This window comes from Mesorhizobium sp. KACC 23794 (assembly GCF_052180275.1).
In the GTDB taxonomy this organism is placed as follows: domain Bacteria; phylum Pseudomonadota; class Alphaproteobacteria; order Rhizobiales; family Rhizobiaceae; genus Kumtagia.
This window is the reverse complement of sequence record NZ_CP197465.1, coordinates 2,402,795-2,424,726: the sequence shown is the minus strand read 5'-3', so window position 1 is coordinate 2,424,726 and position 21,932 is coordinate 2,402,795. Positions and strand designations below refer to the sequence as shown.

21 protein-coding genes are annotated in these 21,932 nt (G+C 62.9%); 10 read left to right on the top strand and 11 right to left on the bottom strand.

What is annotated here, in order from left to right; all coding sequences use genetic code 11:
* Window positions 1–5 precede the first annotated feature (5 nt).
* From clpS to ACSBOB_RS11920, 6 genes are all read right to left on the bottom strand, one after another.
* Window positions 6–320 carry an ATP-dependent Clp protease adapter ClpS gene (gene clpS / locus ACSBOB_RS11945; RefSeq protein ID WP_442582607.1) on the bottom strand — a complete coding sequence of 105 codons (315 nt, stop codon included), beginning with the start codon at window positions 318–320 and terminating at the stop codon, window positions 6–8.
* Between the two features lie 275 nt (window positions 321–595).
* Window positions 596–1,216, bottom strand: coding sequence for an alpha/beta hydrolase family protein (locus tag ACSBOB_RS11940; RefSeq protein ID WP_442582606.1), 621 nt, complete (start codon window positions 1,214–1,216; stop codon window positions 596–598).
* A 42-nt stretch (window positions 1,217–1,258) separates the two neighbouring features.
* Window positions 1,259–2,440, bottom strand: coding sequence for a choline ABC transporter ATP-binding protein (choV, locus tag ACSBOB_RS11935; protein ID WP_442582605.1), 1,182 nt, complete (start codon window positions 2,438–2,440; stop codon window positions 1,259–1,261).
* Entirely contained in the window at window positions 2,437–3,291 is an 855-nt protein-coding gene (choW, locus tag ACSBOB_RS11930; protein ID WP_442582604.1) for a choline ABC transporter permease subunit, read from the bottom strand. Before choW ends, choV begins: the two co-directional genes overlap by 4 nt.
* A 119-nt stretch (window positions 3,292–3,410) precedes the next feature.
* Window positions 3,411–4,346: a choline ABC transporter substrate-binding protein gene (choX, locus tag ACSBOB_RS11925; RefSeq protein ID WP_442582603.1), complete on the bottom strand. Its 936-nt coding sequence runs from the start codon at window positions 4,344–4,346 to the stop codon at window positions 3,411–3,413.
* Window positions 4,347–4,374: 28 nt separating this feature from the next.
* A complete protein-coding gene (locus tag ACSBOB_RS11920) occupies window positions 4,375–4,569 on the bottom strand; it encodes a hypothetical protein (RefSeq protein WP_442582602.1) in 195 nt (64 codons plus the stop codon).
* 58 nt (window positions 4,570–4,627) lie between these two features.
* On the opposite strand from ACSBOB_RS11920, the gene ACSBOB_RS11915 reads away from it, so the two are divergent.
* The 8 genes from ACSBOB_RS11915 (at window position 4,628) to ACSBOB_RS11880 (ending at window position 13,014) form a co-directional block, all read left to right on the top strand.
* Window positions 4,628–5,716: a hypothetical protein gene (locus ACSBOB_RS11915; protein WP_442582601.1), complete on the top strand. Its 1,089-nt coding sequence runs from the start codon at window positions 4,628–4,630 to the stop codon at window positions 5,714–5,716.
* Window positions 5,717–5,911: 195 nt separating this feature from the next.
* A complete protein-coding gene (locus ACSBOB_RS11910) occupies window positions 5,912–7,060 on the top strand; it encodes a hypothetical protein (RefSeq protein WP_442582600.1) in 1,149 nt (382 codons plus the stop codon).
* 48 nt (window positions 7,061–7,108) lie between these two features.
* Window positions 7,109–7,900: a Fic family protein gene (locus tag ACSBOB_RS11905; protein ID WP_442582599.1), complete on the top strand. Its 792-nt coding sequence runs from the start codon at window positions 7,109–7,111 to the stop codon at window positions 7,898–7,900.
* A 2-nt stretch (window positions 7,901–7,902) separates the two neighbouring features.
* On the top strand, window positions 7,903–9,816 hold the full coding sequence (locus ACSBOB_RS11900; protein WP_442582598.1) for an AAA family ATPase: 1,914 nt from the start codon (window positions 7,903–7,905) through the stop codon (window positions 9,814–9,816).
* Between the two features lie 69 nt (window positions 9,817–9,885).
* Window positions 9,886–10,128, top strand: a complete 243-nt coding sequence (locus ACSBOB_RS11895; RefSeq protein ID WP_442582597.1) for a type II toxin-antitoxin system Phd/YefM family antitoxin — start codon at window positions 9,886–9,888, stop codon at window positions 10,126–10,128.
* A complete protein-coding gene (locus ACSBOB_RS11890; protein WP_442582596.1) occupies window positions 10,125–10,541 on the top strand; it encodes a type II toxin-antitoxin system VapC family toxin in 417 nt (138 codons plus the stop codon). Before ACSBOB_RS11895 ends, ACSBOB_RS11890 begins: the two co-directional genes overlap by 4 nt.
* A 9-nt stretch (window positions 10,542–10,550) precedes the next feature.
* Window positions 10,551–11,837, top strand: coding sequence for a DUF6638 family protein (locus ACSBOB_RS11885; protein WP_442582595.1), 1,287 nt, complete (start codon window positions 10,551–10,553; stop codon window positions 11,835–11,837).
* A gap of 55 nt (window positions 11,838–11,892) precedes the next feature.
* Window positions 11,893–13,014 carry a DUF2333 family protein gene (locus ACSBOB_RS11880; protein ID WP_442582594.1) on the top strand — a complete coding sequence of 374 codons (1,122 nt, stop codon included), beginning with the start codon at window positions 11,893–11,895 and terminating at the stop codon, window positions 13,012–13,014.
* Window positions 13,015–13,059: 45 nt separating this feature from the next.
* On the opposite strand, the gene ACSBOB_RS11875 is transcribed toward ACSBOB_RS11880, so the two are convergent.
* Complete coding sequence (locus tag ACSBOB_RS11875; RefSeq protein WP_442582593.1) at window positions 13,060–14,304, bottom strand: MFS transporter; 1,245 nt, start codon at window positions 14,302–14,304, stop codon at window positions 13,060–13,062.
* 256 nt (window positions 14,305–14,560) lie between these two features.
* Between ACSBOB_RS11875 and ACSBOB_RS11870 the strand changes: the two genes are divergently transcribed.
* The gene (locus tag ACSBOB_RS11870) at window positions 14,561–16,240 is read left to right on the top strand and encodes a formate--tetrahydrofolate ligase (RefSeq protein WP_442582592.1); all 1,680 of its coding nucleotides are present in this window, start codon (window positions 14,561–14,563) and stop codon (window positions 16,238–16,240) included.
* An 87-nt stretch (window positions 16,241–16,327) separates the two neighbouring features.
* Here the strand turns inward: ACSBOB_RS11870 and ACSBOB_RS11865 are convergent, their stop codons facing one another.
* Window positions 16,328–16,807 carry a nuclear transport factor 2 family protein gene (locus ACSBOB_RS11865; protein WP_442582591.1) on the bottom strand — a complete coding sequence of 160 codons (480 nt, stop codon included), beginning with the start codon at window positions 16,805–16,807 and terminating at the stop codon, window positions 16,328–16,330.
* 263 nt (window positions 16,808–17,070) lie between these two features.
* Here ACSBOB_RS11865 and ACSBOB_RS11860 point away from each other — a divergent pair, with 263 nt between their 5' ends.
* Window positions 17,071–18,342: a glucoamylase family protein gene (locus ACSBOB_RS11860; RefSeq protein ID WP_442583714.1), complete on the top strand. Its 1,272-nt coding sequence runs from the start codon at window positions 17,071–17,073 to the stop codon at window positions 18,340–18,342.
* A gap of 126 nt (window positions 18,343–18,468) precedes the next feature.
* Here the strand turns inward: ACSBOB_RS11860 and ACSBOB_RS11855 are convergent, their stop codons facing one another.
* The 3 genes from ACSBOB_RS11855 to ACSBOB_RS11845 all read right to left on the bottom strand — a co-directional run bounded on the left by ACSBOB_RS11855 (window position 18,469) and on the right by ACSBOB_RS11845 (window position 21,243).
* Complete coding sequence (locus ACSBOB_RS11855; RefSeq protein ID WP_442582590.1) at window positions 18,469–19,257, bottom strand: SDR family NAD(P)-dependent oxidoreductase; 789 nt, start codon at window positions 19,255–19,257, stop codon at window positions 18,469–18,471.
* A 194-nt stretch (window positions 19,258–19,451) separates the two neighbouring features.
* Entirely contained in the window at window positions 19,452–20,222 is a 771-nt protein-coding gene (locus ACSBOB_RS11850; protein ID WP_442582589.1) for an isocitrate lyase/PEP mutase family protein, read from the bottom strand.
* A gap of 172 nt (window positions 20,223–20,394) precedes the next feature.
* Window positions 20,395–21,243, bottom strand: coding sequence for an alpha/beta fold hydrolase (locus ACSBOB_RS11845; protein WP_442582588.1), 849 nt, complete (start codon window positions 21,241–21,243; stop codon window positions 20,395–20,397).
* Window positions 21,244–21,932: the final 689 nt, after the last annotated feature.

The window sequence follows — 21,932 nt, the reverse complement described above, 5'->3', positions numbered from 1 at the left end:
TCCATCTACTCCTCCGGCTCCGTCGTGAACATCAACGGATAACCCTTTGCTTTTCCTGCATCGGTCGCCCGCGTTGCCTTGGTCTCGGCAACATCCTTCGGGAACACCGCAATCACGCAGACGCCCCGCCGGTGCGCCGTTATCATCACCCGATAAGCCTGATCCTCGGAAAGCCTGAACTCGCCCTTCAGCACCGTCACAACGAACTCGCGCGGCGTGAAATCGTCGTTGATCAGGATGACCTTGTGCAGCTTCGGCCGTTCGAGCTTGGGCTTGGTGACCGTGCGCGGTCGCGTGATGACCTTGTCGTCGCCAGCCATTCGAACCGGCGGAAACCCCTTCGCGAAAGCTCCGCCCAAACGCGCGTCGCGGTCGTCGAAGCGGTCAGGCCTCCGATCGGCATCCCATTGAAACCGTGACGAAATCTCATTCGCGAAGGCAGGCTTTGTGATCATGTGAAAGGACGTCCATCATCGGTAAAAACGCCGATGTCCAGACACCCATAATGCCACAACCGGCGCTTCCGGTCCACACGATCGGCGCACGGCACCGCGCCAAGCCATGCGAAAATACGGGTCCTCGTTCCAACCCTACTCTACCGACCCGCCATCCATTTCGCGACCCTTGCCGCCAAATCGTTCAAATGGCCATCCAGCGAATGTGGCATTCGCGGCTTGAAGTCATGATCCCCATCCTCCAGCCAGAATAGCTCCGTCGAGGGCGAAAGCGGATAGTTTTCGACCTCGTCCCACGTGCCGAACGGATCGCGTGTCCCCTGGCAGATCAGGGCCGGAACCGTCAACGATTCCAGATGTTTGGTCCGCAGCTTATCCGGCCGCCCGGGCGGATGGAACGGATAGCCGAGGCACACCAGCCCGGCGATTTTTCCATCATGGAAAAGCGCGTCCGCGACCATGCTCGCCACCCGCCCCCCCAGCGATTTTCCACCGACGAACAGCTTTCCCGCAGCGCCCAGCGCCTCGACGGCTGCAACATATTCCGGCATCAGCGTCTCGCCGCGCGGTGGCGGTTTTCGCTGCCCCTGACGCCGCGCCGCCATGTAGCCGAACTCGAAGCGGACGGTCCTAACGCCTTGCTCGGTCAGCTTTTCAGCAAGCGAATTCATCCACGCCGAATCCATCGGCGCCCCGGCGCCATGGGCGAGGAGCAATGTGACGGCGGCGTCTGCAGGGCCGGCGATCAGGAAAGGAGGCATGAAAGCTCAGTTCCTCCCATCTCTCTGAAAAAATAGAAGAACTTACCGCCGCAGCACCGCGCTAAGCACATCCCTGATGCCGATAGCGCCCACAAACCGCGACTGCTCGTCGAACAACGCCACGGGCGCGGTCTGCGAGCGGTGCATGGCGAGCATGACGGTCTTGAGCGTCGTGCCGGGCGTTGCCCAGAACACTTGCGTGCCATCTTCCGGGTGCAACTCGACATCGGCGCAGGACACCCATTCGACCGGCTTGCCCTCGCGCTCGGCGGCGGCCACCAGCCCGTCGCTGTCGACCTTGAAGCGCGTCGTACGGCGGCGGTCGAGCCAGGTCCAACCTTCACCGGCGGGTTCGAGATCGCGCCGGTCACGCATCACGTTCCACGCGGTCAGCACCGACAGCGGGTTCACATTGGCAATGAAATCACGCACATAGGCGTTGGCGGGCTTCAGCACGATGTCTTCCGGCGCGCCGGATTGCACGATCCGCCCGCCCTCCATGATGGTGATCGTGTTGCCGATCTTCAGCGCTTCTTCCAGATCGTGGCTGACGAAGATGATGGTCTTCTTCAGCGTCTTTTGAAGCTGCAAAAGTTCATCCTGGAGCTTGGTGCGAATCAGCGGATCGAGGGCGGAGAACGGCTCGTCCATCAGCAGGATCGGCGCCTCGGTGGCGAAGGCCCGCGCCAGGCCGACGCGCTGCTGCATGCCGCCGGAAAGCTCGTGCGCGTATTTCTTGGCCCAGGGGTCGAGATTGACGAGCTGCAACTGCTTGAGCACACGCGCCTTGCGCTCGGCCTCCGGCACGCCGGAAAGCTCCAGCCCCAGGCCGACATTCTCCTCCACAGTGCGCCACGGCAGCAGTCCGAACTGCTGGAACACCATCGCCACCTGATGCTGGCGCAGGCGCCGGAGCGTCGCCGCGTCGCAGGAGACGACGTCGACCTGCCGGTCGCCCTCCTTCACCAGCACCTGGCCCCGCGAAACGATGTTGAGCCCGTTGACCGCGCGCAGCAGCGTCGACTTTCCCGAACCCGACAGGCCCATGAGGACGGAAATCTCGCCCTCGTTGACGGTCAGGTTGGCCCCGGCGCAGCCGAGCACATTGCCGGTCTGCTCAAGAATCTCGGCGCGCGTGGCGCCCTTGTCGATCATCGCCAGCGAGCCGGCGGTATCGGTGCCGAAGACGATGTCGACGTTTTTGAAATCGACGGCAACGTTCATTTCTTGCCTCCCACGCCGATGCGCGTCATCCGGTCGAGCACGATGGCGAGCACCACGATGGCCAGCCCTGCCTCAAGCCCGAGGTCGATCTTGCGCGAGCCCAGCGCCCGGTTGATCTCGGTGCCCAGCCCGCCGGCGCCAATCAGGGCCGCAAACACCACCATCGACAGCGACAGCATGATGCATTGCGTCAGCCCGGCCATGATTGTGGGCAAAGCGGCAGGTAGCTCGACCTTCCACAGAAGCTGGCTCCGGGTCGCGCCGAAGGATTCGCCGGCCTCCACGATCGCCTTCGGTATGCTGGTCATTCCGAGATGGGTGAGCCGCACCGCGGTCGGGATGACGAAGATGATGGTGACGATCAGGCCCGGCGCGTTGCCGAGACCGAACAAGGTCAGCACCGGAATCAGGTAGACGAAGGTCGGCAGCGTCTGCATCAGGTCGAGGATCGGCAGCATGATGCGATAGACTTTTGGCTTGTGCGCCGCCCAGATGCCGAGCGGCACGCCGATCGCCATGGAGGCGGCGGCGGCGGCGGCGACCAGCACCAGCGTCTCGACGGTCTGCTTCCACAGTCCCTGGTTGATGATGAACAGCAGGCCGAGCAGCACGCCGATGGCGAGATTGCGTGACCGTTGCAGATACCAGGCGAGCGCGGCGATCAGCACCGCCAGCAGCACCGGGGGCAGGAGAAGCAACCCGTCGACGATGCCGTCGAGCAGAAAATTCAGGCCGCCGGACAGGCCGCGGAAGAAAGCGTTGAAATGGTCGGTGAGGAAGGTGAAGAACGCCTTGCCCCAGGCGCCGATCGGGATCTTGTAGGCCGCCAAGAATTTCGAGATCGGATCCATTTCACCCCCTGTTGTTCCCGGCCTCCCGCCCGCGGCCGCAACCGATCATGTCATAGCCGTCTAAGAAGGGCAGCCCCCTTGCGGCGACTGCCCTTCACCATTCCCATATGCCGGCCGGCTCAGCCGCCCAGCGCCGTCGTGACCGCCGCCGCCGCGTCGCCGCCGTCGAAGGTGGTGACACCGTCCAGCCACGGCGTGACCGCGACGGAATTCGCCTTCAGCCACTCCGTGGCGGCCGAGTTTGCGTCGCTGCCCTTCAGGATGGCGTCCATCATCACGCCTTCCATGTCGAGGTTGAACTTCAGGTTGCCGATGAATTTTCCGACGTTCGGGCACTCAGTGACGTAGCCCTTGCGCACATTGGTGCTGACGGTGGCTGCGCCGAAGCCGGAATCGCCCATGCCGTCGAGATAGCTGAGGTTCATGGCGCCCATCACCGGATGCGGCGTCCAGCCGAGGAAGGCGATCCACTCATTACCCTTGATCGACTGCTCGGCCTGGGTAAGCATGCCTGCTTCCGAGGATTCGACCAGTTCGAAACCTTCAAGATTGTTCTCCGGCTTCGAGATCATGTCGAGGATGATGCGGTTGCCGTCATTGCCGGCCTCGATGCCGTAGATCTTGCCGCCGAACTTGTCCTTGAATTTTCCGAGATCGGTCAGCGTCGTGACGCCGCCCGCAGCGACGTAGGATGGCACGACGATGCCGTAGCCGGCGCCTTCCAGATTCACGCCGATCGTCTCGACCGATCCTTCGGCGGCATAGTCCTTGATGTCGGCGGTCATCGACGGCATCCAGTTGCCGAGGAATACGTCGAGGTCGTTGTTCTTCAGCGAGGCATAGGTGACCGGCACCGAGAGCTGAATGACCTCCGGCTCGTAGCCGAGCGCCGTCAGCAGCACCGAGGCGACGCCCGTGGTCGCCTGGATATCCGTCCAGCCGACGTCGGAAAGACGGACCTTCTTGCAGCTCTCGGCATCGCCGGCAAAAGCCGTGCCGGCGGAAAGAAATGCTGCCAGACCGAGGCCGGCGGCGAATGATTTCATACGCGACATTAAATTTCTCCCATTGTGATTCTGTCGGCTAGGCGGAGTTACGATTTTTCTCCCGCCCGGTTTCACAAGCCAAACACCATTCTTCCGCTGTTTCAAGCCGCTCGACGGCGCAATGCACGCCAAGCGATTGTCCAAAGGCGACAATTCGCGCCGCCCACTGCCGCGTGAAACTGCAGGCGCCGGATTTCGACGAAGAAAAACGCTTGGCGGAAGCGTCTTTCATTCGCCGTATGCCCCACATATATTCGCTGCAACCTGAGGCCGTTGGCGGGAGATTTGGAATGGCGACCTTGCAGAATTTCGATGCCGAGATTGCGAAGACCCAGAAGGTCGTCCAGGAGATGCGCTCCAAGATCGAGCAATCGGGCACCGTGCTCGACAAGTTCGCCACCACCGACCAGAAGATCGGCGCCGCCGAGTTCGATATCGAGAACGCCCGCATCGCGGACGTGATCAACCAGCAGAAGGTGATGGAGAGCAACATCGCCGACCTGATCATCGGCTTGGAGGACGCCACCAACGCCTTCGGCTCCGAATTCGAGAACATGAAGAGTTTCACCGGTTGGGAAAGTTTTGTCGGCATCTTCTCCGACGAATCGAAGCAGCGCATGCGCACCGACCGCGTCCGCAACATGTCGCTGGCCGGCAATCTCCAGGAACTGCTGTCGAAGTCGGACACCATCGTCGGCATCCTTAAGGCCCAGAAGCAGGTTCTGGCCGAGCGCTACAAGACCTCCGAAACCAGCCTCGGGGCGGTGATCGAGCGGCGCAAGGGCACCATGACCAACCTCGAAGCCGTGCAGAAGCGCATCGAGGAACTGAACCCGCTGCTGCTCGACATCGAGAACAAGATCGCCGCTTCCACCACCCAGAAAGAGCGCACCGAACTCGAAGGCGAGCGCTCGAAGCTGGCGACCGAATACAACGAGAAGCAGGCGAAGGAACAGGAACTGCTGGCCGAAAGCCAGACGCTGGAGCGCTACACCTCGATGTTCCAGACCTTCGTCGATTCACTCAACAACCAGATCGCCGCGCAGAACACGCTGATAAACAAGCTGACCATCGACACCGAGCAGCGCATCGTCCTCTACAAGGCGCTGGAGGATTCTCTGAAGACCGCCGCGCAGCAGGAAGTGGCGCATAAGATCAACACGCTGGGCAGCCAGGTCGACAACACTGCGGAAGAGACCATGGCCGGCATCGGCGCCGCCGCGCAGAAACACATCGGCGACCTGCTTGAAATGCACGAGAAGAACATGGTGGCGACATCTGACATCCAGCGCCGCAAGAAGCTCGCCGACGACGCGTTCGCCAGGCGCTTCGAGGAGGTGCTGAGGAAGCACAACGCCTCGGATTATGTGCAGTCGTAAAGGTCTTACCCTCCCCCTTGTGGAGAGGGTCGGCGAGCCATGCGAGCGCAGCGAGATTGGCGAGACGGGGTGGGGGTTGAAAATTCCGTTGTCTGAAATACCCCCACCCCGATCCGCTTTGCGGATCGACTTGCCGGGGCGAGCCACCGGTCTCGCCCGCCCTTCGGGCCCCCACAAGGGGGAGGGTAAGGCGCCATGACCACCCCTGCCGACGACCCCGCGATACGCTATTTCGATGCCATAACAGCGGCGCTGGACGGGCTCGGCATCTTCATGCGCGACGATTCCTCGCCGCTCTACCGTCATGGCATCGTCGCCAAGGTGGTCGCCGACTACATCGCACGGCTGGAGATTTCCTTCGCCTGCTGGAAAAACCGACTGGGTTTCATGGAAAAATTCCGCATCTCGCGCGCCGAGAGCGGCTTTCCGGTGTTCCAGAACCTGCTGGAACTGGAGAACGACCGCCGCACCGCCGACAAGCGGCTGGCGGCGATCCCCGAACCGGACGAACTGCGCAAGGAGATGGCCGACTTCATCCTGCGCCACAAGGATTTCCCCGAAGCCCTCCAGCGCTCGCTGGCCGAGCGGCTCTACCTGCAGGATGTCGGCGCGGGCGCGGTGTTCAGCCCGTTCAACCTGGCGCAGACTGTCAAGGTTTCCGTCAATCCAAAGACGTTCCGGCCCTATTATCTCGTCCACTGGGCATCGTTCGACGGCAGCGCCAACCTGCCGCTGATCTATATGGCGACGATCGAGGATTCCTCTCCGGCGATGGTCCAGCAACTGGTGGCGGAAAACGGCAAGCTGAACGAGAAGGTGGAAATCCCCCTACCCGTCGACGGCCTGCTCAATCCCGAATTGGCGCATCGTTTCGACGATTTCACCGAGAAGAATTCATCCTACACGCTGTCGCCGGTCACCATTGCCACCAATCTCGACAAGGATTTCGAGACGCTGCATCCGAAACAGCTTCGCCGCGTCGTGCTCGGCCCGTTCTATTCGGCCGGGATAACCGAAAACAATTCGGTCGTCTCCGAAGTCCTCTCAAAGGTGCGCCGGCCGGAAAACGCCTGGCTGCTGACCTGGACCTTGCAGGAAGTGTTTTCCAAGGCGGAGAAGCCTGGCCGCAAGGGCCTGTGGTCGAGCGAGAAGACGACGCAGGAATTCCACATCGAGACCGACGATCTGGAGGCCGCGCGCCAGGGCGTGTCGTCCTACGAAAAACACGCGCTGGTGCCGCACGAGGCCTATCAGGCGCTGTACGCCGCCGGCGAAACGCAGAAGATTTTTTTGGGCTACAAGGTGCACATCCTGTCGAAGGGACAGGTGATCAGCGATGTGTGAGCGCCGGGCGACCATCGGCACGATCGACCATCCGGCGAGGCGAGGCGAATGACCTCGCTCGCTACCGTTTCGGCCAAGAAGCAGCAGCTCGACACTCTGCGGAGGGCGATCCGTCCGGGCGCGCTGGAAGGACTGGAACACAGCCAGCGGATCGACATCACCTATACGTCCAACGCCATCGAAGGAAATACGCTGACCGCCGGTGAAACGGCCCTGGTGCTGGAGAAGGGCATCACGGTGGCCGGCAAGCCGCTCAAAGACCATCTCGAAGCGATCGATCACGCAACGGCTCTTGATTGGGTGATGGAAATCGCCTCGCAGCGCGACACGCCAATCACCGAAGCCGACCTGCGAAACCTACATCGGCTGGTGATGGCGAAATCCGGCCCGGTCATCGCCGGCCGTTACGCCGATCGCCCGCGTTATGTGAACACCGATGCCGGTGTCTTCGATTTTCCGGCTCCGTTGGAGATCCCCGCCTTGATGCGGGCTTTTGGAGGTTGGCTTGCCGCCGCGAAAGATACGCCGAGTATCGCCTTCGAAGCGCACCGAAAACTTGTCGGCATCCATCCCTTCAATGACGGCAATGGCCGCACAGCGCGGCTGCTGATGAACCTCGTGCTGGCGCGCGCCGGCTATCCTCCGATCGCCATCCGTCCGGAGGATCAGCCCGCCTATATCGCGGCGCTGGAGGCGGGACAGCGCGGCGCTGGATATGCCGCCTTCGATAGCTTGCTGTTCGGCCGGCTGGACCAGACGCTCGACATGTATCTCGCCGCAGCGCATCAGGCCCAGGATTCGTCCGACGATACCGGCAAGATCATCCCGATGAGGAAGTGACCATGGACGCCGGCCTGACCACGATCTCCGAAGCCGACATTGAAAAGCACCGCGCCATTGCGCAGTCGATGATCACGCGCGTCGTCGTGCTGGAGGATTCGACCGGCCAGTCCGGCACGGCATTGGCCGGCACCGGCCGGCGCTTCGTCTCGACCGTATCGACAGGCTCCGTGCGCCGCACCCGCGAGGTCGAATTGGCGAAGACGGTGGGCGCGGTCCGCCCCGACGACCAGTTGATGTCGATCGGCCAGCACACGCTGCTGTTCCGCGCCCGGCGTGGCCTCGCAATCGCGCTGGCGGTTGCCGACGTTTTTGCCAAGAGCACCGACCTGGAGACGTTGCAGGCAAGAAACGCCCGCGCCCCGCTCGAAGGCGACGATGCGGCGCAGTTCAAGAAACTTCTGTCGGCCGGCGCTTACGTTTCGGCCTTCTCCTTCGCTTCCTATCTCTGGCAACTCGTCGACAGCGACGGCGAGGCGCCCAACGACGTGGCCGAACCGCACTTCGTCTTCGACACGCCGCAGGATGCGCTGAAGGCGCTGGTTGCCGGCCTCGACCAGGCGGTTGCCGGCGTCAAGGACGAAGCCGACCTGGCGACCCGCGCCAAGGCTTTTGCGCGCACCGCCATCGACGGGTTGTTGTCGCGAAAAGGCCGCTTCGACGGCGCGCTCGGCGCCTTCGAGGACGCGCATATCCGCATTGATTCCGACGATTTCACCCTCGACGGTTTCGATGTCGCGCCGGGCCGCAAGACCAAACCGCTGGTGATGACCTTCAAGAAGCCCGAAGAAGTCGTCGGCAACCACATCGCAAAGTACCAGTCGGTGAAGCTGGCAAAAATGCTGATGGCCTATGATTTCGACCGGGAACTGAATCCCTTCGTCGAACTCGGTGGCTTCCTCTTCACCTTCATCGGCGACGGCGCGCCAGGCACCGGCAAGACGACACTGATCCAGATGATCGCCGGGCTGGTCAACAATTACGCGCAGGTCGCAGGCTATCCCTTTCATTACGAGAATTTCGGCGTCGACCAGATCTCGTCCTACCAGGGCAAATCCGGCCAGAACTGCCGGCAGTTCATCAATAACGTGCTCGATACCCGCGCCATCGGCTTCGGCACCATCGACGACATCGACCAGGTGGCGGCGAAACGTTCGGACGACCGGGCGTCGGCCGGCCAGCAGGAGATCACCGGCGTGCTGATGGACGCTTTCGCCGGCGCCGGCACGGTGGTGCGCGGCAACTGCTCCTTCGGCATGTTCTCCAACTATCCCGAGAATGTCGATGACGCGCTGCGCCAGCGAGCCGGCGCCCGCTGGCTGGTGGACGGCCCGCAAACCCGCGACGACTACGTCGACATTTTTGTCCTTCTCGCCGGCAAGAACCACAAGATCCCGCTGGGCGACCACCAGCTCTATGCCGCACAGAAAATCCAGCGCGCCGTGACCGAAGCCTATGAGGAGCACGCCAAACCGCAGGAAGACGGGCTGGTGAAGGTGTTCGAGCGCTTCATGAAGGACAATGGCGAACCGAAGACCCTCGCCGATATCGGCGAGTACCTGTACATGATCAAGGAAGCCGAACCACGCTTCACCGGCCGCGCCATCAAGAACGTCACCGACGCCATCAAGATGCGGGCGATGGACATCGAATTGCCCGACGACTGGTTCGAGAAGCCGGAAGCCTTCATGCACAAGGGCTACGACGAGAAGAAGGCGATGATCGAGGAACTGCGCGGGCCGTTCTCGATGGACATGGTGATGCAGGAGATCAACCGCTATGCCGACAGCGAATTCCGATATTCGGACAAGTCGGACGACGCCGCGGTGGGCAAGCTGATCCGCGATGCGAGATTGCGCGAGCGGGCGGTGAAGGAGATGGAAGAATTGAAGGCGAAGGGGCTGTGGAACGCGTGACCCCGCGTCCCGTTGATACAATAGATGGAACGCCATATATCTAGCTAAGCTAGCTTGAGGTGAACTGCAATGCGCGAAGTCGGTACTTTCGAGGCCAAAAACCGGTTGAGTTCGCTGCTCGATCTGGTCGAGGCGGGGGAAGAAATTACCATTACCCGCAACGGCAAGCCGGTGGCGAGGCTGGTGGCTGCCGAGGGCCGGGACATCGAAGAGGCCAGACAGGCGGCGGCTGGGCTGAGAGCGATCCGAGAAAAGGCGCGACGCGGCTCGGAAGGCTTGAAAGACCTGATCAACGAGGGACGCCGGTATTGAGCGTCGTCATCGACAATTCGATGGCCCTTGCGTGGACGTTGCCCGACGAGAGCAGCGCCGCCGCAGATGCCATTCTCGATGACGTCATCAAAGGCGGCGGGCACGTGCCCTTCATCTTTCGCGCCGAATTTGCCAACGGAGTAACGATGGCTGCCCGGCGCGGCCGCATCGACCATCAGGCGCGCGACGAGGCTTTAACCTTCATGGAAAGGTTGAAGCTGGTACATGACGTCGATGGGTTCAAGCGGCTCGGTACGGTTGCCAATCTCGCGGACACCTATGGACTGACCGTATATGACGCGGTGTATCTCGACCTTGCGCAGCGTATGAGCTTGCCTCTCGCCACATTCGACAAGAAATTGGCGAGCGCGGCACGCCAAGCGAACGTCACTCTGGCTGTCCTTGATAGTTGAGGCCGGGCCATGGACCTCTTGCGCGACAACGAACTCATCTACGGCCGCCTCCTGCCGGTCGAGGAACCGCATCTGGTCGACCGCTACAACAAGGCGCTGAAGGCCTTCGGCCTGCCGGCGACCAAGCGCAATTCCTTCGAGATCGACCGCACGGGTTTCTCGCCGCAGGTGGCGGACGAGCTTGGCGACCCGCTCTATCTCGATCCCAACGAGGTCAACCGCCGCTTCATCATCCTGACGCCCGCGCAGGTCGACCTGCCGGTTGTGCACACCGCGTTCTCCAACACCTCGCAGTTGCTCTATGAATTCATGACCAAAAACCAGCGCGCCATCAACGCGCTGACCATCAAGGACGTGATCTACGGCGAGATCGAGGATTCGGTCACCAGGGTCGAAAACATCGAGGATCTGCTCTCGATCAACCAGGTCGAGTTCCGCGTGCTGTCGGCCGAGGACGTGCTCGGCAAGGCCTCCGAACTCGGAAAACTGGTCGACCGACTGAAACAGGAGCCCGACGCCTGGCGCGACGACGCCATGCTGAACCGCATGGTCGAGCTGGCAAAAGTCTGTGGCGACATCCGCGAGAACGCGCTGGTGCCCGACCAGGTGATCTTCCGCCACAACGCGTTCTGGACCAGCCATTTCGGCGGCATCTATGTTTTCGTCGATCCCGACATGACGACGGTGATCAGCGACCCGTCGGCGCCCGGTTTCCGCCGCTCGCGGCCATGGCAAGTGAGTTATCTTTCCACCGGCGACGCCGACAAGGTGTTTTCCTTCCTCGCCTCGACAGGCCGGATCGAGTTACCCCGCGCCTCGTGGATCGAGACATCAGGTTATCTCGAGCACCGTGCCGAGATGCTGATCGCTTCGCTGATCCACCAGACGCAGCCGGACACCGACTTTCAGAAGGCGGACAAGGTTTGGCTGCAGACCTGGATCCACGGTCATGCCGACCTGATCGCCCGCGACGGCACCTTCCCGCTCCTCAACGCCGCGAAACGTGAGATCGCCCATCTTGGCCAGTTGAAGATCGAGGACGTGTTTCCAAAACACCGTTTCCTGGCGATTCGAGCCAAACCCGACCACCCCGACGCCTGGCTCACCAACCGGCTGATCTCGGATTTCGTCCCCTGGGACTTCGTGTCGCGCTACGTCTTCAACAAGCAGGGTTTCTACCGCGACTACCTAGGCTGGGGCGAAAGCTTCCGCGCCTATGTTGTGAACACGCTGAAAACCTCATATCTGAAAGACAAGCAGGGGCTGCGCAACCGGCTCTACGGGCTGACGGACTGACCTGGAATAGCCCGGCAGCGGGACGGCCGGCAGTCCTTGAGGGAGTGATGACCGAATGCTCGATCCGATCGTGAATTTCTTCACCTGGATCTTCCAGATGATCGGCAAGGCGATCGGCTTCGTCATCGGCATCATCCTGTGGCCATTCATGTGGTTCGGCCGCTGGTACATGCAGAGCGGCTGGATCCTGAAGCTGGTCTTCGGCGCCGCGATCATCGTGCTGCTCGCGCTCTACGGCAGGTTCGTCTACGTCACCCAGGTTTGGAACGGGTTCAATCCGAACTACGTCGACGCCTATACGTTCGAGAAGCGCAACGTCTCGGCCGGCGAGCAGGTCGCGGCGGGTTCAGGCACTGATTCCTCCCGGACCTGCGGACGCTCGGCCATTGCCGACGTCAGCGCGTACCTGATCCAGTTCAACGTCAACGACAATGCCTGGATCTCGTCGATGATCCTCTACAAGCTGGGCCTGTTCGGCATCGACTGGGACCACACGCCGTTCATGGACAACAAGGCGTCGTTCCAGCGCGGCATCAATCAGGCGATCCGCCGCACCACCACCGAACTGGCGGACAATCTGGGCCGCGTGCGCACGACATCGCAGATCGACGGCGACCTGCAGGACGCCCGCGGCAACATGCAGTTCGACGAGGAGACCTGGTATTTCGGCCTGCAGCCCTTCGGACCGAAGACGCCGACGCCAAGCTACTATCGCGACGCCATCGCAAAACTGCGCTCCTTCAACGCGCGGCTGGAAAGCTGCCAGGCCGTATTTGACGCGCGCGCCGACAATCTGAAGATCTATCTCGACCGCATCGCCAGCGACATCGGCTCTACCTCAGCCCTGTTGAAGGATCGCGCGGAAAACTACAATTACGGCTTCTTCGACCTGCGCGCCGATGACCGCTTCTGGTTCGCCTACGGCCAGCTCTACGCCTATTACGGGCTGATGAAGGCCGCTGAGGCCGATTTCGAGGACGTCATCAAGCAGCGCAACCTGACTAGCCTCTGGCAGACCATGGACGCGCAGTTCGTCGCCGCGCTGAAGATGCAGCCATGGATCATCCTCAACAGCAGCGAAACCGGCATCTTCGCCTCGCATTTGACGACGATGGGTTTCTACGTACTGCGTGTGCGGTCGAACATGGTCGAGATCAGCAACGTGCTGGCGCAGTAAAAGCAGCTGACGGCCACGCGGGCGGGGCCACGTAGGGCTGCCGCGCTACGCTCCATGGACAGTCTCTTCGCGGGATGGCGCTATCTCCGCCCGATAGACGAGGAATGTTCCCAGGGCAACAAGGGCGATCGCTCCGCCGAAATAGTGTGACAGTCCATAACCACCCTCCGTCACGATCCAGCCGGCGACGACATTGCTAAGCGAGGCGCCGATCCCCTGCACGGTCATCACCGCCGCGAAGCCGACATTGAACCGCCCGGTGCCGCTGAGCAGGCGCTCGGCCGCCACGGGCGTCACGATGCCAAGCAGTCCGGCGCCAACGCCGTCGAGGATCTGGACCGGATAGACGACCCAGAAATCGGAAAAACTGCCGGCCAGCAGGCCGCGGATCGGCAGGGCGACCAGCGCGATCAGGAACACCGCGCCAAGGCCGAACCGCCGGATCAGGAACGGCGCGCTGAGTGCCGCGAAGACCATCGTCAGTTGGGAGATGCCGGTTATGATCGCGGTGGTCCTGAACGGCGTGCCGAGCTCGATTGAGAACTGCTGGGCGATCAGCCTGCTCATCGGGGCATTGCCCCAGTGGAAGATCAGCATCACCACTGCAAGCAGGATCAGCCCTCGGCTCGCCGCCAGCACCTTGAGGCCCGATGGGCCTGGCGCGCCGTCATCCCTTGCCAGGCCCCGCGCCACATTGTGGTCTATCCGCTTGGGGTCGATGGCCCACACGGCGATCAGCGCGCCCGTCGCCGTCGCTATCATCAGCCAGATCACACCGCTCTGGCCGTAAATCGACACCAGCATGAAGACGGCGAAGAGCGAGGCGAAATTGCCGCCATGATTCCAGAACTCGTTTCGCGAGACCTGTTGGGCAAACAGCCTTTCCCCCACCAGGCCAAGCGTGAGTCCTGCCAGGGCCGGCCCAACCATCGCGCCCAGCACCGCCGTACCGATCTGGCCGGGCCATACGATCGCCTCGTTCGGGAAGAGCAGCGTCACCAGCGCGAACGCTGTGACCAGAATGACAGGCCCTCCGACCAAGGCCCGCTTCCATGTCGACCCATCCACAAACGCGCCGCAGAGTGGCGTGACGAGCAGGCCGATGAGCCCGCCGGTCGTGGCGATCCAGCCCAGTGTGAGCGGCGACCACCCGTTGGTGGCGAGGAAGGCGTCGAGAAACGGCCCGAGCCCATCTCGGGCATCCGCGAGAAAGAAATTCAGCGCGGCAAGCGCCGCCAGCGATCGATCCATCACGAGTCGAGGAGGCGCCTTGGCGGCGAGTATCGTCATCGTGATTATCCCGGGTGCGGCCGGCAGAATTGCCGGCACCCGAGAACGCAGGATGACAACTTTGGTTGCGCAGCACAAACGCCTGTGCAGGCGCATAGGGACGCCGGGTTTGCGACGCCGTTCAGCCCTGTCGCATTCCGTGCATCGGGCGGCTGTTTTGAGACGGCGCGGATTTGCGCCGTGAGGCTCTATGCGCCCCTGAAAACACGCGGATCGTCCGCCGCGAAACCATCATAACCGAATTCCGGGGAGCATCATGGCCGAGTTCAAATCCGACATCGAGATCGCGCGCGCCGCCAAGAAGAAGCCGATCCAGGAGGTCGGTGCCAAGATCGGCATCCCGTCCGAGCACCTGCTGCCCTATGGCCACGACAAGGCGAAGATTTCGGCCGAATTCATCAAATCGAAGCGCGGCGGCAAGGACGGCAAGCTGATTCTCGTCACTGCCATCAACCCGACGCCGGCCGGCGAAGGCAAGACGACGACGACCGTCGGCCTTGGCGACGGCCTGAACCGCATCGGCAAACGCGCCATCACCTGTATCCGTGAGGCGTCACTCGGCCCGAACTTCGGCGTCAAGGGCGGCGCCGCCGGCGGCGGCTACGCGCAGGTCGTGCCGATGGAAGACATGAACCTCCACTTCACCGGCGACTTCCACGCCATCACCACGGCGCACAATTTGCTGTCGGCGCTAATCGACAACCACATCTACTGGGGCAACGAACAAGGCATCGACACCCGCCGCGTCGTCTGGCGCCGGGTGATGGACATGAACGACCGGGCGTTGCGCGAGATCATCTGCTCGCTCGGCGGCGTCCCCAACGGTTTTCCGCGCGAGGCCGGTTTCGACATCACCGTCGCTTCGGAAGTCATGGCGATCCTCTGCCTCGCCAACGACCTGAAAGATCTGGAAAAGCGCCTCGGCGACATCATTGTCGCCTACCGCCGCGACAAGACGCCGGTCTATGCCCGCGACCTCAAGGCCGACGGCGCGATGACCGTGCTGCTGAAAGACGCCATGCAGCCGAACCTCGTGCAGACGCTGGAGAACAACCCGGCCTTCGTGCATGGCGGCCCCTTTGCCAACATCGCGCATGGCTGCAACTCGGTGGTGGCGACCACGACAGCGCTGAAGCTCGCCGACTACGTGGTGACCGAGGCCGGCTTCGGCGCCGATTTGGGCGCGGAAAAATTCTTCGACATCAAGTGCCGCAAGGCCGGGCTGAAGCCGGCGGCGGCGGTCATCGTCGCCACCGTGCGGGCCATGAAGATGAATGGAGGGGTGAAGAAGGAAGACCTCGGTAAGGAGAATGTCGAGGCGGTGAAGAAGGGCTGCGCCAATCTCGGCCGCCACATCGAGAACGTGAAGCAGTTCGGCGTGCCTGAGGTCGTGGCAATCAACCATTTCTATTCCGATACCGAAGCCGAGATCGCCGCGATGCGGGAATATGTCGAGGCCATGGGCGAGGAGGCGATCCTGTGCAAGCACTGGGCGCATGGCTCGGCCGGCATCGAGGAACTGGCGCACAAAGTGGTGCAGCTTGCCGAAAGCGGCGCCTCGCAATTCTCGCCGCTCTATCGCGACGACATGAAGCTGTTCGACAAGATCGACACCATCGTCAAGCGCATCTATCGCGGCTCCGAGGCGATCGCCGACAAGAGCGTTCGCGACCAGTTGCATGCCTGGGAGCAGGCCGGCTACGGCAACCTGCCGGTGTGCATGGCAAAAACCCAGTATTCCTTTTCGACCGACCCGAACCTGCGCGGCGCGCCGACCGGCCATGTCGTTCCGGTGCGTGAGGTGCGTCTGTCGGCCGGCGCCGGCTTCGTCGTGGCGATCTGCGGCGAGATCATGACCATGCCCGGCCTGCCCAAGGCGCCGTCGTCCGAGAAGATCTTCCTCAACGAGATGGGGCAGATCGAGGGGCTGTTCTGAGGATCGAACTCCGCCCAGCCGCGCCGGCGAGGACCGCACGGCTGGACACCAATCGTGCATTCACGCGGGCCGCAATCGAGGGCGGCCTCATTCGCTTTGCCGCTCCTCACGGACACCGTTCACATAGACGCTGACAATTGTCTCGTCGGCAGGTCCCTTGCTTGGGGCAACAGGCGTGATCTGCGCCTGGATGCATTTCCAGGCGCCGGCCTCGAAGAGATAAGTGTCTGTGTAGGTGGTCATGCCAGTCTCCTCATGGCCGTCATGACGGAAAACATGCTTGTTGGTGGCCCGCACCAGGGCGACATCGCCGATGAGGGTGATGAGTTCGTCGCGCACATCCCAGTAGACGATCACGTCCGGGTCGAAACCGCTCGCCCATTGCTCCAGATAGGACGCGCGGTCGATGCGGCTGCCGTCGCTGCGGATGCCGATAAACCGCTCGTGCAGCATCGCGTCGTGCGAGGCCACGTCGTTGGTCACGAAATTGTCGATGAAGCGGGCGTTTAGCTTGCGTAGATCGTCCATCACCTTGGATGAGGCGAGATAGGCGTCGGTCGGTGTCATCGTTCTTCTCCAGGAGCCGCGAATTGCACGATCCCGGCTTGCAACGGCCGGACCGCCGGCGCTTGGGGAGAATTGCTGTCTTGCCGAGGTCATGCCTTAAGCGCTCACGAGCAGCAGCCTGCTTGACTTGCGGCGGGCAGCATGGATGCTCGTCGCCCGACTCCCGCGAAGCCGCCGCCCGCCAAGCAGACCGCTTACCTATGCTGAGAAATTCCGAGACACTCCATTCCGCCGACGCGCTCATCCATCCGGGCGACGAGGCGATGCTGTCCTCGTTGCAGCGCGACACCTTCGATTATTTCATGAAGGAGACCAATCCCGAAAACGGGCTGGTCGCTGACCGCGACCACGACGGCGCGCCCGCCAGCATCGCCGCGGTCGGCATGGCGCTGACGGCCTATCCCGTCGGCGTGGCGCGCGGCTATCTTACCCGCGCCGAAGCCCGCGCCCGCACGCTGACGACACTGCGCTTCTTCTGGCAACTGCCGCAAGGCACCCGCGAGGACTGCAGCGGCCATCGCGGCTTCTTCTATCATTTCCTCGACATGCATACCGCCCGGCGGGTCTGGAACTGCGAGTTGTCGACCATCGACACGGCCATCCTGATCGCCGGCGCGCTGGCCGCCGCCTGCTATTTCGACGAACCCGACCCGGAAGAGACGGAAATCCGCGATCTGGCCGATGCGCTCTATCGGCGTGTCGACTGGCGTTGGGCGGAGCATGGCGGCGAGACCGTCGCGCTCGGCTGGAAACCACGCAGCCGCTTCCTCAGATATCGCTGGCACGGCTATGACGAGTCCATCATCATGCATGTGCTGGGCCTTGCCTCGCCCACGCATCCCCTCTCGCTTCACGCCTACCACGCCTATCTCAAAAGCTTCCGCTGGCGCACGGTGGAGGACCAGCAGTATCTTCACGCCGATCCCCTCTTCATCCATCAGCTCTCGCACATCTGGATCGACTTTCGCGGTATCCAGGACGATTTCATGCGCCGGCATGGCATCGATTATTTCGAGAACAGCCGGCGCGCCACCTATGCGCAGCGCGCCTATGCCATCCGCAATCCCAACGGTTTTGTCGGCTACGGCGAGAACTGTTGGGGCATAACGGCCAGCGACGGCCCCGGCCCGGCGCGACGGCGTATCCATGGGGTCCGGCGTAGCTTCTACGATTACCTGGCGCGCGGCATTCCGGACGGGCCGGACGACGGCACGCTGTCACCCTGGGCGGTCGCTACCTCGCTCCCCTTCGCACCCGAGATCGTGCTTCCGGCGCTGCGCCATCTCCACGAAATCGGCCTGCGCGACGACTGCGCCTATGGCTTCACCGCCAGCTTCAATCCCACCTACGGCGTCGGCCGCGGCCGTCCGGCGGGATGGATCGCGCCGGAGACCATTGCGATCAACCAGGGACCGATGGCGCTGATGATCGAGAACCATCGCTCCGACTTCCTGTGGACGCTGATGCGCCGCTGCAAGCCGATCGCCGACGGCCTTCGCCTCGCCGGTTTCAGCGGCGGCTGGCTGGCTGGATGAAAACAAAGCCAGTTGAAATCACGCCGCGGCGACGATGCGTTGTGATCGAACGTGGCACCGCGGGGTTGCCCCCCGAAGCGCCTGGACTCCGGTATTAACCTCGGTCCGGGCGCGCTCGCGCGACATCTACGGCATCAACTGCCCGCCATTGACCTCGATCACCTGCCCGGTCACGTAGCCGCTGAGCGCGTTCGACGATAGGAACAGGTAGGCGCCGACGCAGTCTTCCGCCGTGCCGGCGCGTCCCTGCGGGATGGTGGCGAGCATGGCTTTCATCTGCTCCGGCGTCGAATAGCGGTCGTGGAAAGGGGTCAGGATGACGCCGGGCGCCACGGCGTTGACGCGGATGTTCAGGCCGACCAGTTCCTTCGCCATGCCACGCGTCACGTTGGAGACGAAGGCCTTCGCCGAGCCGTAGAGCCCTGCCCCGCCGCCGGCGCCGTTGCGCGCCGCGACCGACGAGGTGTTGATGATGAACCCGCCGTGCTGCTTGAGCCAGGGCATAGCGGCGCGGCTGGCGGTGATCACCGAGCGGGCGTTGAGATCCATCACCTTGTCGTAGTGTTCGTCGGTCATGTCGGCATAGGCGACGCGGCCGAGCATGCCGCCGGCATTGTTGACCAGGCCGTCGAGCTGGCCGAACTGCGCGGCGGTGTCTTCCACGACGCGGATGACGTCGGCCGAAACGGAAAAGTCGCCTCGCACGGGAAACACGTTGCCGCCGCCGTCGTTGAGCCGCGCGGCAAGAGCCAGGGCGACGTCATGGCTGGCGTTGTAGTGCAGTCCGACGCGGCAGCCCTGCGCGGCATAGGCCTCGACGAGCGCCGCTCCGATGCCCGTCGAGCCACCGGTGACGAGCACGACCTTGCCGGCGAGATCGGGAATAATAATAAGTTGAGGTGAAGAGGCGGCCATCGGAAAATCCTGTGACGAGGGGGCATGAAATCCGTGCCGGGGCGACTTCCCGGAGATGCGCAAGATCAATCGTCTTTGCGAAGCCTTGTCAACGCGGAGGGTTGAGAGGCAAACCCGGGGCCGGCCGCGCCAATGCCCGGACGGCTCGCCATGTGCGGCGGAAGCCGGAGGGTGCTCCGCCTCAAAATACCAGCTTAGCCGGAGATCGCCTGCCTGGCCTGCTCCTCCAGCCATGCCACCATCTTGCGATACGGCACCGGGCCGTGGCTGATACGCGCGACGCCGAGTTCGGCCAGCCGCTGGCGCGGCGGCACGTGCGCCAGCGCGATGATGTTCACCGGCAGCGCCACTTCCCTGCACAGTTTCCCGATCAGGCCTTCGTCGCCAAGACCGGGTGCGAAAAACCCGCTGGCGCCGGCCTGTTGATACGCACGCGCCCGCTCGATTGCCGCATCCAGCAATGCAGCGCTGTGTTCGTCGGGCTTTGCCTTGAGAAAAATGTCGGTGCGCGCGTTGATGAAGGCAGGGATGCCGGAGGCCTCGACCGCCTGCCTGACGGCCTTTATCCGCGCCACCTGGGCCGGAATGTCGTAAAGGCCGCTGCCGCCGATGATCTGGTCCTCGAAATTGAAGCCTATGGCTCCCGCCTCGATCGCTCGCGTCACCGTGGCCGCGACGGCCGCCGGCTCGACGCCGTATCCGCTTTCCAGGTCCATCGTGACCGGCAGATCGACGGCGGCAACGATGCGCCGGATGTTGTCGAGCGCGATGTCGAGGGGGATCTTCTCGCCGTCGGGAAAGCCGAACGCCGCCGCCACCGGCCAGCTTCCCGTGGCGATCGCCTTTGCGCCTGCCTTCGCCACCGCCTGCGCGCTGCCCGGATCCCAGGCGTTGTAAAGCACGATCGGATCGCCCTTGGCGTGCAACGCATGGAAGGTGCGGGCGTGTTGAGCTTGGTCGGTCATGACGGCCTCGGGTTGACGGCGCTGGACGGGCGCGGCGGAAGACCGCGTGTGAAGCCGCGATCAATCGACGTTCGGGTTGCTTTGTCAACGCGCTGGCGGCCCGTGGGACTGGGCCAGTTTCACGAGCCAAGCAAGGCCCCCGGGGCCGATCTGCCCCTCGCGCTCCTGCCGCCTATTTCGCGTCGATGAAATCACGCACCGCCTTGTCATAACCCTCCGGGTCTTGAAGCATGGCGAAATGGCTGGCGTTTTCGAGGATCACCAGCTTCGCGCCGGGAATGACTGACGCCATGTATTCGGTGTGCTCGCGCTTGATCGCCTCGTCGTGGTCGCCGGCGACGATTGCCGTCGGCACGGTGATCTTGCCGAGTTGCTCCTTTGTCCAGTTCGGCTGGGTTTCCCACATATGGCTGATCTGGGTGACGAAGGCGTCATATTCCGTCGGCGTCTTCGAAAGCCGGGCGTAGTCCTCGCCAGAGCGCGCGATATAGGCGCCAAAAGTCTTGTTGGTGGCGACGCCGGGATCGACCCCGTCCGTGGTGACGTTGGCAGCCTGCGCGAACAGCCGCGTCAGCCGCTCGGGGTGATTCATGGCGATGTCGATGCCGATGATGCCGCCGTCGCTCCAGCCGACCAGCGCGGTCTTGTCGACCTTGAGATAGTCGAGCAGCGCCAGATAGTCCGATGCCATGAGATCGTAGCCGAACGGTTCGGCGTTGCGCGTCGAGCGCCCGTGCCCGCGGCTGTCCGGAACGATGACCTTATGATCTTTCGAGAGATCGGCTACCTGCGCCGACCAGATGTCGCCATGGCCGAGACCGCCATGGATGAGCAGGACCGGCTCGCCGGAGCCGAAGACCTGGTAGAACATCTCGATACCGTTGACTTGGGCATAACCGCTTTCGGCCGGCTTCGGCATGGGTGCGGGTTCGGGGAGCGTCTGCCACCGCTCCTCGGCGAATGTCGGCGAGGCAAGCGTCGCGAGGGCAATAAGGGCGAAAATCTTCAGCACGGCCTTCATGTTGAACCTCCTGGCGGAAGCGCCGATCAACCGACTTTCCGGAAACTTTGTCAACGCGGGGTCGAACCCCGTCGTCGCCACGCTGCGGAAAACCGCCCTGGCCATTGCCGGGAGAATGCCCTCATTGGCGAGGGGCAGTTCGGGAAGCGGGGCGCGAGGCCGAGCCTCTCAAATTTAACAATACGTGGCGCGACTTTCGCGCCCCGCCGGCGACTTTGGGCTCCGCCCCGTCCTGCTTCGCGACAGCTCCGGCTCCGGCGTTTGTGCCTCGGCTGGCCGTGCTTAAGCGCGTCGTCCAGCGCACACCGCACGTAGTTGCGGAGGGAGGACCTTCGGACAAAACCTCCCCGGGCGCGGGCTACGTCTTCCCGCACCGGAGGCGCCGGTCTCTCCCCACGCAATCACCGTCGCGACAGGTGTCCCCGCGGGAGAAACTGCGGGGAATTATGCGCGCGGATTTCCGGCGGGGGATAAAAATCCGGCAGGCCGCCTCAAGCGCCCGAAAAATCCGTTTGGATTCAGGAGCGGAGATAATCTTTTTCATCGAACGACGCGAAAACCATCCCCTTTTTCAGGCCGTCTCCCTGGACGGTACCCTTCGAGCGCCCAGGTCCAGGCACAAGCAGGCGCGGGACAGAGCTTTCGGCGGCGAGGCCGGCCCCGGACGTCATGCAACCGTCATCAAACCT

Excerpts from the sequence above, each read along its gene's own strand:
- clpS (WP_442582607.1), bottom strand. The coding sequence starts at position 320 with ATGGCTGGCGACGACAAGGTCATCACGCGACCGCGCACGGTCACCAAG.
- ACSBOB_RS11880 (WP_442582594.1), top strand. The coding sequence starts at position 11,893 with ATGCTCGATCCGATCGTGAATTTCTTCACCTGGATCTTCCAGATGATC.
- ACSBOB_RS11865 (WP_442582591.1), bottom strand. The coding sequence starts at position 16,807 with ATGACACCGACCGACGCCTATCTCGCCTCATCCAAGGTGATGGACGAT.
- ACSBOB_RS11870 (WP_442582592.1), top strand. The coding sequence starts at position 14,561 with ATGGCCGAGTTCAAATCCGACATCGAGATCGCGCGCGCCGCCAAGAAG.
- ACSBOB_RS11845 (WP_442582588.1), bottom strand. The coding sequence starts at position 21,243 with ATGAAGGCCGTGCTGAAGATTTTCGCCCTTATTGCCCTCGCGACGCTT.
- ACSBOB_RS11895 (WP_442582597.1), top strand. The coding sequence starts at position 9,886 with ATGCGCGAAGTCGGTACTTTCGAGGCCAAAAACCGGTTGAGTTCGCTG.
- ACSBOB_RS11910 (WP_442582600.1), top strand. The coding sequence starts at position 5,912 with ATGACCACCCCTGCCGACGACCCCGCGATACGCTATTTCGATGCCATA.
- ACSBOB_RS11875 (WP_442582593.1), bottom strand. The coding sequence starts at position 14,304 with ATGACGATACTCGCCGCCAAGGCGCCTCCTCGACTCGTGATGGATCGA.
- choV (WP_442582605.1), bottom strand. The coding sequence starts at position 2,440 with ATGAACGTTGCCGTCGATTTCAAAAACGTCGACATCGTCTTCGGCACC.
- choW (WP_442582604.1), bottom strand. The coding sequence starts at position 3,291 with ATGGATCCGATCTCGAAATTCTTGGCGGCCTACAAGATCCCGATCGGC.
- ACSBOB_RS11850 (WP_442582589.1), bottom strand. The coding sequence starts at position 20,222 with ATGACCGACCAAGCTCAACACGCCCGCACCTTCCATGCGTTGCACGCC.
- ACSBOB_RS11855 (WP_442582590.1), bottom strand. The coding sequence starts at position 19,257 with ATGGCCGCCTCTTCACCTCAACTTATTATTATTCCCGATCTCGCCGGC.
- ACSBOB_RS11940 (WP_442582606.1), bottom strand. The coding sequence starts at position 1,216 with ATGCCTCCTTTCCTGATCGCCGGCCCTGCAGACGCCGCCGTCACATTG.
- ACSBOB_RS11885 (WP_442582595.1), top strand. The coding sequence starts at position 10,551 with ATGGACCTCTTGCGCGACAACGAACTCATCTACGGCCGCCTCCTGCCG.
- ACSBOB_RS11915 (WP_442582601.1), top strand. The coding sequence starts at position 4,628 with ATGGCGACCTTGCAGAATTTCGATGCCGAGATTGCGAAGACCCAGAAG.
- ACSBOB_RS11905 (WP_442582599.1), top strand. The coding sequence starts at position 7,109 with ATGACCTCGCTCGCTACCGTTTCGGCCAAGAAGCAGCAGCTCGACACT.
- ACSBOB_RS11900 (WP_442582598.1), top strand. The coding sequence starts at position 7,903 with ATGGACGCCGGCCTGACCACGATCTCCGAAGCCGACATTGAAAAGCAC.
- ACSBOB_RS11860 (WP_442583714.1), top strand. The coding sequence starts at position 17,071 with ATGCTGTCCTCGTTGCAGCGCGACACCTTCGATTATTTCATGAAGGAG.
- choX (WP_442582603.1), bottom strand. The coding sequence starts at position 4,346 with ATGTCGCGTATGAAATCATTCGCCGCCGGCCTCGGTCTGGCAGCATTT.
- ACSBOB_RS11920 (WP_442582602.1), bottom strand. The coding sequence starts at position 4,569 with ATGAAAGACGCTTCCGCCAAGCGTTTTTCTTCGTCGAAATCCGGCGCC.